The 12788-nt window shown below is 41.7% G+C and carries 10 protein-coding genes; 7 read left to right on the top strand and 3 right to left on the bottom strand.

Going from position 1 to position 12788, the window contains the following annotated elements:
- On the top strand, positions 1-1556 hold a 1556-nt coding region (locus tag OSCI_RS04740), incomplete at its 5' end, for a WD40 repeat domain-containing protein (RefSeq protein WP_039961739.1).
- Positions 1557-1607: 51 nt separating this feature from the next.
- Here OSCI_RS04740 and OSCI_RS04735 read toward each other — a convergent pair.
- Positions 1608-1829: a hypothetical protein gene (locus OSCI_RS04735; RefSeq protein ID WP_007353715.1), complete on the bottom strand. Its 222-nt coding sequence runs from the start codon at positions 1827-1829 to the stop codon at positions 1608-1610.
- Positions 1830-2335: 506 nt separating this feature from the next.
- Between OSCI_RS04735 and OSCI_RS04730 the strand changes: the two genes are divergently transcribed.
- A complete protein-coding gene (locus OSCI_RS04730) occupies positions 2336-3589 on the top strand; it encodes a WecB/TagA/CpsF family glycosyltransferase (protein WP_007353714.1) in 1254 nt (417 codons plus the stop codon).
- A gap of 146 nt (positions 3590-3735) precedes the next feature.
- Here the strand turns inward: OSCI_RS04730 and OSCI_RS30560 are convergent, their stop codons facing one another.
- A complete protein-coding gene (locus OSCI_RS30560; protein WP_007353713.1) occupies positions 3736-3897 on the bottom strand; it encodes a hypothetical protein in 162 nt (53 codons plus the stop codon).
- 70 nt (positions 3898-3967) lie between these two features.
- Here OSCI_RS30560 and OSCI_RS04725 point away from each other — a divergent pair, with 70 nt between their 5' ends.
- On the top strand, positions 3968-5443 hold the full coding sequence (locus tag OSCI_RS04725; protein ID WP_007353712.1) for a bifunctional orotidine-5'-phosphate decarboxylase/orotate phosphoribosyltransferase: 1476 nt from the start codon (positions 3968-3970) through the stop codon (positions 5441-5443).
- A 23-nt stretch (positions 5444-5466) separates the two neighbouring features.
- On the opposite strand, the gene OSCI_RS04720 is transcribed toward OSCI_RS04725, so the two are convergent.
- The gene (locus tag OSCI_RS04720) at positions 5467-6963 is read right to left on the bottom strand and encodes a PLP-dependent aminotransferase family protein (protein ID WP_007353711.1); all 1497 of its coding nucleotides are present in this window, start codon (positions 6961-6963) and stop codon (positions 5467-5469) included.
- A 253-nt stretch (positions 6964-7216) separates the two neighbouring features.
- Between OSCI_RS04720 and OSCI_RS04715 the strand changes: the two genes are divergently transcribed.
- From OSCI_RS04715 to OSCI_RS04700, 4 genes are all read left to right on the top strand, one after another.
- Complete coding sequence (locus tag OSCI_RS04715) at positions 7217-7486, top strand: hypothetical protein (protein WP_007353710.1); 270 nt, start codon at positions 7217-7219, stop codon at positions 7484-7486.
- A 293-nt stretch (positions 7487-7779) separates the two neighbouring features.
- Entirely contained in the window at positions 7780-9180 is a 1401-nt protein-coding gene (locus OSCI_RS04710; RefSeq protein WP_007353709.1) for an ABC transporter substrate-binding protein, read from the top strand.
- Positions 9181-9507: 327 nt separating this feature from the next.
- On the top strand, positions 9508-11361 hold the full coding sequence (locus OSCI_RS04705; RefSeq protein ID WP_007353707.1) for a sensor histidine kinase: 1854 nt from the start codon (positions 9508-9510) through the stop codon (positions 11359-11361).
- Between the two features lie 73 nt (positions 11362-11434).
- A complete protein-coding gene (locus tag OSCI_RS04700; protein ID WP_007353706.1) occupies positions 11435-12739 on the top strand; it encodes an aspartate aminotransferase family protein in 1305 nt (434 codons plus the stop codon).
- The last annotated feature ends 49 nt before the right edge of the window (positions 12740-12788 follow it).

Genomic DNA, 12788 nt, shown 5'->3' with positions numbered 1-12788 from the left:
GCCCCCGCCCCATTACGCTTAAAGGACATAACAGCGGCGTTACGAGTTTGAGCTGGAGTAGGGACGGTAAAATGCTTGCTAGTGCTAGTTTTGACAACACCGTGAAACTTTGGAGCATTGAGGGCGAAGGGGGTAAGAAATTTGCTTTTATCAAAAATCTCAAGGGTCAAAATACTGATGTTACAAGTGTAAGTTTTTCCCCAAATAGTGATATTATTGCTACCGTTGGTGCTGACAAATTGGTGAAAATTTGGAGCATTAATGGAACGCTTTTAAGAACATGGGAAGGTCACGAGCGCGGAATTAGAAGCTTGAATTTTAGCCCGAACGGTCAGACATTAGCAACTGCCAGTGAAGATAATAGTGTGAAAATTTGGAGGCTTGACGGCAGTCTGTTAACAACATTAAAAGGTCACAGAGCGATAATTTATGGCGTGAGTTTTAGCCCTGATGGTCAAACTATTGCAACTGCTAGTGCAGACAATACGGTGAAACTCTGGAGACCTGATATTTGGCTATTGAAAACTCTCGAAGTCAAATTTCCAAAGGATCGCGAGCATTTGGTGTACGGTGTGAGTTTCAATCCTAATGGTAATATAGTAGCGTCGGCAAGCCGGGACAAAACGGTAAAACTTTGGAATTTGAAAGCAGAAGGAAGAAGGCAGAAGGCAGAAGAATTTAGTTATTTACGAGATTCAATTATTCCTTTGCTCCTGAAGGGGCATCAAGAATGGGTTTATAGCGTAAGTTTCTCACCAGATGGCTCTACAATTGCTTCAGCGAGTAAGGATAAAACGGTGAAACTTTGGAGTTTGGGGGGGGAGGCGATCGCAAGTTGGAAAGCTCACAACGATGAAGTCTTCGACGCGAGTTTTAGTCCTGATGGTCAAACTATTGCCACTGCTAGTGCTGACAAAACGGTGAAGCTTTGGAATAAAAATGGGAAATTGCTGCGGACGATCGCAGGTCACAGTGGTTGGGTTTACAGCGTTTGTTTCAGTCCCGACGGTCAAGTTATTGCTACTGCTAGCGCTGATAGAACAGTCAAACTCTGGAACAAAAATGGGAAATTGCTGCGAACGATCGCCGAAGGCGGCGGCGAGGTCAATTGGGTGACATTCAGCCCCGATGGCCGTACTATTGCCTTAGCCTCTGACGACAATACAGTAAAAATACGGACTGTGGACGGTCGCCTGTTGAGAACTCTAGAGGATCACAGCAATAAAGTTTCCAGAGTCAGTTTTAGCCCAAATGGTAGAGTTTTAGCCTCGTCTAGTTTTGACAATACTGTAAAACTTTGGAGTTTGGACGGTCGCTTATTGAAAACCCTCGCAGGCCATCGCGATCGCGTCTACGGCCTCAGTTGGAGTACCGACGGGAAAATGCTGGCATCGGGCAGTTGGGATGGAACGGTGAAACTTTGGGGCGTTGAAGAGATGACTCCGTTAGCTGTTAACAGTGAGATGAACGATCGCGTAGGAGAACTGGTAGGTCGAACTTGCGATCGCATCCACGACTATCTCAGGTACAACCTCCAAGACACCACCTGCAATTAAAAATTTGCTAATGGGTAAATGGTAATTGGCAAATCCCCTGCATCCATAAACTTAGGGATTACTGCTGTCGGGAACTGTTGAACTCAGCTTTGTTGCTAGCTCAAAGTTGGACATAGGTAACACTATTGGCCAGAAAAGCGGAACCAACATTAACGCCACCCAAGATGTGCAGTCAGTTTTGGCAGTTGTAGCATCGCTCCAAAAAGCTTCCAGCCACACGCTAAAAACTGCCAGGGCAATAATTAAATAGCAGACAAGTGCATTTTCTAGCATGGCAATCTACCTCTGGACTGATGTTGATTCTTTAATTATCTCACTATCAACAGTTTTTTGATACTTTTGAGTGATGCACATCACCAACTTGCAACGATATCGATCGCCCAAACACTTTCTATAAATTGCATTTTCATCCTACATAAGAGCCTCCTGCCTTCTGCCTCCTGCTATAGATTAGAGCCTAGAGCTATGAGAGGCTCAAATCTAGACTATAGTAGATATTCACGATTTATAAGTATTTTTACTTAGTTAGCGAGCAGCAATAATACGTAAGTACAATCTTGAGATTTGCCCGCCTACAGCCCAGTCTACGGAAGCTTTACCTAAACTTTACAGTATTTTCCCTCCAACTTCATCGAAACTTCACACAATCACCGTATTTACCGCAGACAAATACTCATAACTAGCAATATACTTAAAACTATTAAATCCAAACACAAAGCCATCCATCAGTATTTTCACGAAACAAGTGGGTTAACTTAACAAGATAGGGGTGTACTGCCATGAAAATGATTAATGTACTTAATGTATCCATCCACAATTTCTCAGCAGCCGAGTTACTTCGTCGGCTAAAGTGTGAGGGAGGAGTTGTCTTTACCACTAATGTAGACCACTTGATGAAGCTGCAAAAAGATAGAGCATTCTTCCAAGCTTATCAAGAGGCTAATTACCGGGTGTGTGACAGCAAAATCGTGATGTACGCCTCAAAATTTTTAGGCAGTCCCCTGCAAGAAAAAATATCGGGTTCTGATTTTTTCCCAGCCTTTTATACTTATTACAAACACGACAAAGATGTAACAATATTCCTGCTGGGCGCGGCTGAGGGCGTAGCAGAAAAAGCAATGGTCGAAATCAATGCCAAAGTTGGACGGAATATAGTAATCGCTTCTCATTCTCCCTCTTTTGGCTTTGAAAATAATGTAGAAGAATGCCACAAAATTGTAGATTTAATCAATCAATCGGGCGCTACAGTCTTAGCAGTTGGAGTGGGATCGCCCAAGCAAGAGATCTGGATTCACAAATATAAAGATCAACTAAAGAATATTAAAGTATTGTTGGGAATTGGTGCCACCATTGATTTTGAAGCTGGCTACCGCAATCGCGCCCCAAAATGGATGAGTGAAGTTGGCTTGGAATGGTTCCATCGGCTGCTATCGGAGCCTCAACGCCTCTGGAAAAGATATTTACTAGAAGGCTTACCTTTTTTCTGGCTGATTTTCCAACAGAAGTTAAACATCTATCAAACTCCTTTTGTAATTTCTCCTGAGTTTGTAGCCCCCAATTCCCAAAATATTGCTGCACCTAAAACTCAAAGAACCGAAGCTAGCCTGATGGCTGAAGCTCAAGTAGCTAAGCAAAATACCTCAAAACCAATCGGTCAAATTTTGCAAGAGGCCGGCTTAATTTCCTCTGAGCAAGTAGCAGCGGTGCTGCAAGAACAAGCAGAAGATAATTACCGCCTGCGGTTTGGGGAAATTCTAGCGCGGCGAGGTTGGATCAAGCCTGAAACTATTGATTTTTTGGCAGAGCATTTGCCAAATTTAGCGGCAACAAAGGAGAAAAAACCTTTAGGTCAATATCTTAAATCTGCTGCACTGTTAGATGACGATCAAATTAGTACGCTTTTGATTGAGCAACGCAAAACAGGGAAGCGCTTCGGGGAGATGGCCGTTCACAAAGGCTGGCTTAAGGCGGAAACTATAGACTGGTTTCTGAAATATGTTGCTCCTGAACTAAAATCCATGTCTTTGGTTTAAAGCTGAAATAGAGCGAAGCGGAGAGGAATTGATGGCTGATTATGCTTTCAGTCATCAATTCCTCTCCTAAATGTTAAATTTTATGATACTAATACATTATCTTGAGCGAAAACCGCAGGGATAATGTATTAGTATTTTTTTATAGACTAGGTACTGTAGCCCTGGAATTTCCAGCAAACTACCTGTAACTTATAGCAACCGCCACAAGGGTTAGGAGATTCTCGATCGCCCAAACCCTTTCTATTATTCCATTTTCCTCCTGCCTTCTGCATAGCAGCCTTCTGCCTCCTGCCTCCTGCCTTCTGCATAGCAGCCTTCTGCCTTTAAGTCATTACTATTAGCCTTTAGTGAATTACAATTAGGAAATACTCATTACTAATGAACATTCAACTTAATTTCTTTGATAAATTGCTGACAGCGATCGAGCGCAATCAAAGTTTACTCTATGTAGCACTTGACCCCGATCCCGAAATTTTCTCGACTGGTTCACCTGCGAGCGAGCGAGTTCAAATCTTAGTCACTAACTTGGAAAATGAACTACAGTCTGTCATCAGCAAAACAGCAGATTTTGTCTGCGCTTATAAACTCAGCTTAGGATTTTATCAAGCTCTGGGCATTCCCGGTTTGGAACTTTTGCAACAAACTTTAAAAAGTATTCCTCCTCATATTCCAGTAATTTTAGATGCCAAACACGGGGATTTAAACACCAGTACCGCCTTTGCTCGTAACGCCTTTGAAGACTGGCAAGTAGATGCTGTTACTTTGTCTCCTTACGCCGGAGTTGACCAAGTAACTCCTTTTTTAGTATACCCTGGAAAAGCAGTTTTTATACTTTGTGCAACTGCTAACCCTTCTGCCGCTACTTTGCAAGAATATCCGACGGCTGAGCATCCTCTTTACTTAGAATTAGTACAAGCAGCTCAAAGTTGGGGAACTCTAGATCAACTGGGTTTAGAAGTAGGAGTAATGGCGGATATGTTAGCTCGCATCCGCAAAGCTGCTCCCGAACGGTTAATTTTAATTCACGGAGATATAGCAGAAGAAAACGATCTTACAGAAGAGGACGATCTCACCCAGATTCTTGCTGCTGGTTTGAGTAAAAATGGCGAAGGATTGCTATTACCAGTCCCCCCAAGTTTATTAGTAAAAGAGGATAATGGCAAGGCAATTAAGAAGTTGCGGGACGCTGTTAACGAACAGCGACTTCGGGTAGTAGAAGGCAGTCCTACTTGCGACTTGTGGCTTCCAGATGTCTGCTTTTTGCAACCTGAACCTCACCGCGATTTAATCTTACAACTTTATGACATCGGCTGTATAATTTTTGGCGACCACGTACAAGCATCGGGAGCGGTATTTCCCTATTATATTGATTTGCGACCCATTATCTCCATTCCCCAAATTTTCCATTTAATTGTCAGTGCTTATGCGGACATTCTGAAAGACCTGAAATTCGATCGAATTGCAGGGATACCTTATGGTTCTTTGCCAACAGCAACAGGTTTAGCTTTACGAATGGAACGGCCGATGATTTTCCCGCGTAAGGAGGTGAAAGCTTACGGTGCGGGAAGATTAATTGAGGGGCATTTTCAGGCTGGCGAAATGATTGTGGTAGTCGATGATATTCTGATTTCTGGCAAGAGTGCGATGGAAGGTGCTGCTAAGTTAAAGTCGGCGGGTTTGGAGGTGGAAGATATTGTGGTATTTATCGATCATGGACAGGGGGTAAAAGATAGATTACAGGAGAATGGATATCGGGCTCACGCGGTTTTAACGCTGCTGGAAATTGCAGAAATTTTGTATCAATCTGGTCGCGTTGATAGCGAGCAATTTAATCTTTTGACGGAGGTTCAGTGAGGAAATAGATGATCAGCTTGTTTCTATATCTCGTTGGCTGTGTACTCTTTAGCGATAGCTTTCCTTTGCGGAGAGTCTAAACAATCTTTAATTATTTCACCTAATACTGAAATCCCGCGCTCAATTTCTTCTGGACTGCGAGAATAATTCAAACGTAAAGCAGCATACCCTTGTTGACCAGGAAAAAATAGTGTCCCGTCACCGATAAGAATCTTTCGGGATAAAGCTTGCTGATAAATTGAGTGCATCGACAAACCTGACGGCAAATGCACCCAAAGAAATAAGCCACCGTTGGGAACAGTCCAAGAAGCAGAAGTGGGAAAATAACGCTCCAAAGCACTTAGCATTGCATTCCGGTTTTGGAGTAGTTGACCTCGCAAATGAGCCAAATGTCGGCGGTAATGTCCAGATGCTAAATATTCGCTAACAATTGCTTGAGAAATAGTAGAAACGTGCAAGTCATGAAGCAATTTACCTTCAACTAATGGCTGATAATTTTTACCTGTAACTACCATATAACCCACTCTAATCCCCGGCATTAGAGTTTTAGAAAAAGTGCCGATATAAGTCACGCAATCCTGTCTATCTAATGCCTTAATTGGTGCGGGTACGGGGTCGAAATTTAATCCTTCATAGGCGTTATCTTCGAGAATTTGACATTTATACATTTCTGCTAGCCGTAGCAATTGCTGGCGGTGGGATTGAGAGGTGGTGACACCTGTGGGATTGTGTAGGGTGGAAACTGTGTAAATTAGCTTAGGATGATGAGTATAGAGGTATTTTTCCAACAATTCTAAATTCATGCCTTCCGCTGTCATCGGAATGCCAATTACTCTGGCTCCTCTATGGGATAAAACTGCTAGCATTCCGTGATAGGTAGGACTTTCTACTATTACCCAATCTCCCGGTTGCACGTAGTGGTGAATAGCTAAAGATAGCCCTTGTTTAGAACCGTTAGTAACAATTAAATAATCTGGTGTTACTTCTAATCCCCGCTGTACTAACATCCGGCTGATTTGTTGTCGGAGCGTTAATTGTCCTTGGGGCAAATCGTAATTAAATAGGCTCGTGCCGATTTGTTTGACGGCTCGCCTAGCAATCCGCTGCAAATCTTCTGAACCAGATTCTAGGGGAAAACCGCTACTAAAATCGATCGTTCCTAAGTGTTGCCGCGCTTCGATACCACCCATATAAATATTAAAAAATCCACCACCTTCTCGCTCGGAAACTATTACATCTTGGGGTGGGGCAAAGTTTGAAGCTGATTTAGGACAGGTAATTTCGGGGCTACTGACATAATAGCCTGCACCGGGACGGGCGTGAATTAACCCATCGGCTTCTAGGACGCTATAGGCCTCAATTACGGTTAATTTGTTTACCCCTGCATTCAAAGCTAAAGAGCGAATTGAAGGGAGTTTTTCTCCAGGTTGCAAGGCTCCTGATTCGATCAGGCGCGAAATGCGATCGCGTATTTGTAGATAAACGGCTTTGGAGGATTTTCGCTCTAAAGGAATTCTCACGGGGGTTTTCCTCAGAATGGCTATAGGGAGATATTTAGCACTATATAGGATGGGGAAGCGTTTTGGCTGGTACAGTTTAACCTTGTTTGAGTATAACACTTTAATTTATTTTTAACTGTACTAGCTAAGATTTATTATTTTGTAGGCTGTATTTGTAAAATTATGATACGATATCTCGCCTTCCTACTCCGTAACGAGTTATTATGTTCAATATATCGCAATAATATTAGCTGTACAAAATAGAGTAATAACTATGCCTAAATATCCAAAACTAATGGATGAATATGAGGAACAACTTGAGAACTGGCTTTCCCAAGGCGAAATTAATGAAGAAGTTCGCAACCGCCTTAGAAGTGCTGCTAATAGAGTTTTTGAAGCGCTTTTGGCAGCATCTACAAAAGAGGAGATTCTGGAAGATATAGGTAAGCTATTTCCACCAGAGGGATACCGTACTGTTGTCAACCATCTCAAAAATATTGTAGATGCACGCAATAGCCATATAAAAACAGAGGAAAAACGGTAATATTTATAGGATTTTTGCAATTGAAATTTGAAACATCGATTCCTCCTGCTCCTCTAAAAAATGAGGGGACATTCAAAGCAGCCTTTTAAGGGAGCTAGGAGATTTATTCTCTCTAAGTGATGGTTTATATACTTAAAATTTTGAAGTTCGTATATAATGTTTGATCGACTACTTTTACCTCAATTTTCACTTGAGAAGTTAAGGAGTCACAAGTCATCAGTCTTGCTTGTAGATTATAGTATACTAGATCCGCGAGATCCCAAATCAGCTAACCATCGGTTAATTGTAAAATCATGTTACAAAAAAGAACATTTATCCTGCTCTTTTTTTTGAGCCTTGTATTAGTAGCCTGTCTGAATCGTACATACAAGCCAGTAGCAGAATCCACACCCACACAAACGACAGCAAATCCCACCGCTGACAATACCTTAAACATTTGGTGGAATAAGGGTTACTATCCAGAGGAAGATGCAGCATTTCGCCAAATCATTTCTGAGTGGGAAAAGAAAAGCCCGAACAAAGTTAAGTTGAGTTTTATTACTGATGCTAATATTATTCAACAGACAGACAAAGCCCTAAGTAGTAACAATCTACCGGATATTTTCTTCGCGCACTTAACAGATATTAATTGGAGTCCGAAATGGGCTTGGGAAGGCAAGCTAGTAGATGTTTCTGATGTGATAGATCCCGTCAAAAACCTGTACACTCCTAATGCCATAGAATCTGTATATTTATATAACAATAAGGTCAAAAAACGCAGCTACTATGCAGTTCCGATTGAGCAGCAGACAATTCACATCTCTTACTGGCGTGACCTACTTAAAGACGCAGGCCTAAGCGAGCGAGAGGTTCCTAAAGATTGGGATGGATTCTGGAACTTCTGGAAACAAGCTCAGAAAAATTTGCGCCAACAGGGGCAACAAAATATTTATGCTTTTGGGTTGCCAATGTCTCCCGGAGGTTCAGATACTTACTTCATGTTTGAGCAATTCTTAGAAGCATACAAGGTAAGATTATTAGACGAAAATGGTCAACTTCTGCTAGACGATCCCACAACCAGACAAAGCATTATTAAAGTATTAGATTGGTGTACAAACCTTTATAAGGAAGGATACGTACCCCCAAATGCGCTGAATTGGCAAAATACAGATAATAATGTTAACTTTCTGAACAAAACTGCTCTAATCACAGCCAATCCCAGCTTATCAATTCCGACTTCACAGAAGCAAGATACAGACCTTTATTACGATAAAATTGGCACAATGGAGTTTCCCAATCAGCCAGACGGGAAACCGACTCGATACATGGCTTCTGTCAAGCAGGTAGTTATATTTGCATCATCTCAACATCAGAAAGTAGCTAAAGAATTTCTATCTTTCTTGATTCAGCCTGAGAACTTAGGAGCTTATATTAAGAATTCCGCAGGGCGATGGTTCCCTGTCATGCCAAAACTTCTAAAAGATCCTTTCTGGAACGATCCCAAAGATCCGCATTTGTCAGTAGCAGTTAAGCAATTTACTGAGCGCCAGATCCGCCCTTTTTATCCGGCACTGAACCCTGCCTATGTTAAAGTGCAGCAGGAGAATGTGTGGGGGCAAACCCTCAATCGCATCCTGAAAGATGGTTTATCGCCGGAGCAAGCTGCTGATGAAGCGATCGCGAAAATCAAACAGATTTTCTCTGAGTGGAAATAGGGGGCAGTTTCCACTTTTGAGAAAGTGCAGAACTTACGCAGAAGGTGGCTGAAAATCCGCTTTCTGCGTCAATATCTCAGAAAATAATTTGTAGATCATAAAGCTGAGCAAATAGCTCAAGCTAATCAGAATATTACTAATTTTAAGGTTTATAATGATATTACAATTTTGGTACTAAAACAAAAGTAGTAGTAACCCTCTATCTCTATTCAACCTTTCGTATGTTAGAGTGCAGCAAGAGAATGTTTAGGACAAGCTCTCAATTGTATTCTGAAAGACAGTTTCGGGAGGCGATTGCCTCACTCTATAAACTAGGAGTAAAAAAGCATGAAATTTTGGCAGAAAAGCTTGACAGTCAAGCTTTCTACCGTTTTCTTATTCATGTCTCTAGTGACAGTAGGAGTTGTAGGATATGTCGCTTGGGCTAAGGCTAGAGCTGACTTAGAGCGACTTGTATTCAATCAGTTAAATATTTCTGCAACTCTCAAAGAAGGTGAACTCGATCGGTGGTTTGACGATCAACGACAAGCTTTTCTATTGATTAATCAGTCATCCGAGTTCACGGTTCATATTAAGAACTTATTGACTCGTAAAGCATCGGAACCTGAGTATCGCTCAGCCTACGCCGCCTTGAGTAAATATTTGGAGCAAGCAGTTAGCACTCAGCCAAACTTACCAGAAATTTTTATTCTTACTAATGGCGGTAAAATTATTCTTTCCAATAACAAGTCTCGCGAAGGAACTTATGAAAATTTCTCAAATTTTACGCAATTAGGTGAAAATATGGAGTTGACACCAGCTTTTTATCCTTCGTCAGTAACTGGGCAGCCAATGACGACCCTATCTCTGCCATTATTAGCTCCGACAGGTAAAGTTATCGGGTTAATAGCAACTAATTTAAGTCTAGAAAGAATAGATAAAATTATTCGCGAGCGTTCCGGTTTAGGAGACACTGGTCAAACTTATTTAGTAGGTAAGTTGGCTGCTAGAAATACGTTTATATCAGGAAGTTCATCGGGAAAACCCGACTTATCTGAAGAGGTTAAGAGTTTTGGGATTGATGAGGCTACCAGCGGTATAGATAGTTCTGCATTTTATTTAAACCATCATGGAATACCAGTAATTGGTGTTTATCGTTGGCTTGATAAACGAAACTTAGCTTTGTTAGCGGAGATGCACCAGGATGAAGCTTTTGCACCAGCAAATCAACTCGCTCTGGGGATTATTATAGTGGGTTTAGGTGCGGCTGTAATGTTAGTGGTAGGAGTATATTTACTGCGGATTTTAGAGGAGAAGGCTGAGCAAATGGAGAAGACTTTGGGAGAACTAAAACAAACCCAATCTCAACTAATTCAGACAGAAAAAATGTCTGGTTTAGGGCAAATGGTGGCTGGCGTAGCTCACGAAATAAATAATCCTGTTAACTTTATTCATGGTAATCTTACCTACGCTAGTAAATATGCTCAAGAGTTGCTAGATTTAATGCTCCTCTATCAGGAAAATTATCCAAATCCGACACCGGAAATTAAAAATTCGCTTGAAGAGATTGACCTGGAATTTATAGTGGAAGATTTGCCCAAGATCCTATCTTCAATGAAGGTAGGTACTGAACGCATTCGCCAGATAGTTTTGAGCTTGCGAAACTTTTCCCGTCACGATGAATCCGAGATGAAGCGAGTTGATATTCACGAAGGAATTGACAGCGCATTAATGATTTTGCAGCATCGTTTAAACGCTCAGACCGCAACTTCGGAAATTAATATTATTAAAGATTATGGAAACCTGCCACAGATAGAATGCTATCCTGGGGATCTGAATCAAGTCTTTATGAATATTTTGACAAATGCGATTGATGCTCTGGAAGAGAGCATCAAAAAGGGTGGGTTTGAAAAGGTAGGCGATCGCTCCTGGAATATTACTATTTATACTCAAATACTAAAGGAAACTTCTCGTGCTGCGATCAAAATTCGAGATAATGGCTGTGGAATGCCTACTGAAGTCAAAAACCGGGCTTTCGATCCTTTTTTCACTACTAAGCCTGTCGGTAAGGGCACGGGTTTAGGGCTTTCTCTAGCTTACAAAATTGTCGTAGAAAAGCATAGAGGAATGTTGCAGTGTTCCTCCGAACCCAATCGAGGAACTGAATTCGCGATTGAAATTCCCATTAGCCAAAATCACTAATTTTTTGATAAAATTAGAATCGCAGAGATAAATTTAATCTCTACTATACCACATTAAAAAGTACAAGGTAACAATGGATAATCTCGAAGCTTATTGGATGCCATTTACAGCAAACCGTCAATTTAAAGCCAATCCTCGGATGCTGGTATCGGCGAAAGGTATGCACTTTACTACAGATGATAACCGCTCAATTTTAGATGGTACTGCGGGACTTTGGTGTGTCAATGCTGGTCATTCCCGCGACAAGATTGTAGAGGCAGTTTCCAAGCAGGTATCCCATCTAGATTATGCGCCTCCTTTCCAAATGGGACATCCGGGGGCTTTTGAACTTGCGGAACGTTTAGTAAAGATGATGCCGGGTAAATTCGATCGTGTTTTCTTTACTAATTCTGGTTCGGAATCAGTGGAAACTGCTTTAAAAATTGCGATTGCTTATCACCGGGTTAAAGGTGAAGGTACTCGCCAAAGATTAATCGGACGGGAACGGGGATATCATGGTGTAGGTTTTGGTGGTATTTCTGTCGGCGGCATTTCTCCTAATCGTAAGTTCTTTGGGAGTTTACTTAATGGTGTCGATCATTTACCTCACACTCATAATTTAGAAAAAAATGCTTTTACACGCGGACAACCAGAATGGGGGGCACATTTAGCTGATGAGTTAGAGGGGATTGTTACTTTGCATGATGCGTCTACGATTGCGGCTGTAATTGTTGAACCTGTGGCGGGTTCTACGGGGGTATTGATTCCGCCAAAAAGCTATTTAGAAAGGCTGCGGGCGATTTGCGATAAGTACGGTATTTTGCTGATTTTTGATGAAGTAATTACGGGTTTTGGTCGTTTGGGTGCAAGTTTTGCGACTGAATATTTTGGAGTGAAGCCTGATTTAGTTTGCACCGCTAAAGGGATTACTAATGGGACGATTCCAATGGGTGCGGTATTTGTTCGCCCAGGCATTTATGATGCTTTTATGGATGCGCCGGAGAATGCGATTGAGTTGTTTCATGGTTATACTTATTCTGGTCATCCGGTTGCTTGTGCTGCTGCTTTAGCTACGCTGGATATTTATCAGGAAGAGGGATTGTTTGAACGTGCTGCTAGTATGGCTAGGTATTGGGAAGATGCGGTGCATTCTTTGAAGGGTGTGCCTCATGCGATCGATGTTCGCAATCTGGGATTGGTGGCAGGTATTGAGTTGGAATCAATTGCGGGTAAGCCGGGTAAGCGGGCTTTTGATTGTTTTCTAAAGTGCTTTGAAAAAGGGCTGTTGATTCGGACGGCGGGTGATATCATTGCGCTGTCGCCACCATTGATTATTGAAAAGGAACATATCGATCGAATTGTGGATATGTTAGGGGGAGTTTTGCGAGAAATGGCTTAATCTTTTTAAGATGTGAAGTTTAAGATTTTGTCATTACTAAGTTTTTCAA

The organism is Kamptonema sp. PCC 6506, assembly GCF_000180455.1.
In the GTDB taxonomy this organism is placed as follows: Bacteria; Cyanobacteriota; Cyanobacteriia; order Cyanobacteriales; family Microcoleaceae; genus Kamptonema; species Kamptonema formosum.
Note: the sequence above shows the minus strand (reverse complement) of the source record. Positions and strands in the feature narration are given on the sequence as shown.

Bases quoted from the DNA above. Each gene is read 5' to 3' on its own strand.
- OSCI_RS04715 (WP_007353710.1), top strand. From the start codon at position 7,217: ATGCCTAAATATCCAAAACTAATGGATGAATATGAGGAACAACTTGAG.
- OSCI_RS04725 (WP_007353712.1), top strand. From the start codon at position 3,968: ATGAACATTCAACTTAATTTCTTTGATAAATTGCTGACAGCGATCGAG.
- OSCI_RS04730 (WP_007353714.1), top strand. From the start codon at position 2,336: ATGAAAATGATTAATGTACTTAATGTATCCATCCACAATTTCTCAGCA.
- OSCI_RS04735 (WP_007353715.1), bottom strand. From the start codon at position 1,829: ATGCTAGAAAATGCACTTGTCTGCTATTTAATTATTGCCCTGGCAGTT.
- OSCI_RS30560 (WP_007353713.1), bottom strand. From the start codon at position 3,897: ATGCAGAAGGCAGGAGGCAGGAGGCAGAAGGCTGCTATGCAGAAGGCA.
- OSCI_RS04710 (WP_007353709.1), top strand. From the start codon at position 7,780: ATGTTACAAAAAAGAACATTTATCCTGCTCTTTTTTTTGAGCCTTGTA.
- OSCI_RS04705 (WP_007353707.1), top strand. From the start codon at position 9,508: ATGAAATTTTGGCAGAAAAGCTTGACAGTCAAGCTTTCTACCGTTTTC.
- OSCI_RS04700 (WP_007353706.1), top strand. From the start codon at position 11,435: ATGGATAATCTCGAAGCTTATTGGATGCCATTTACAGCAAACCGTCAA.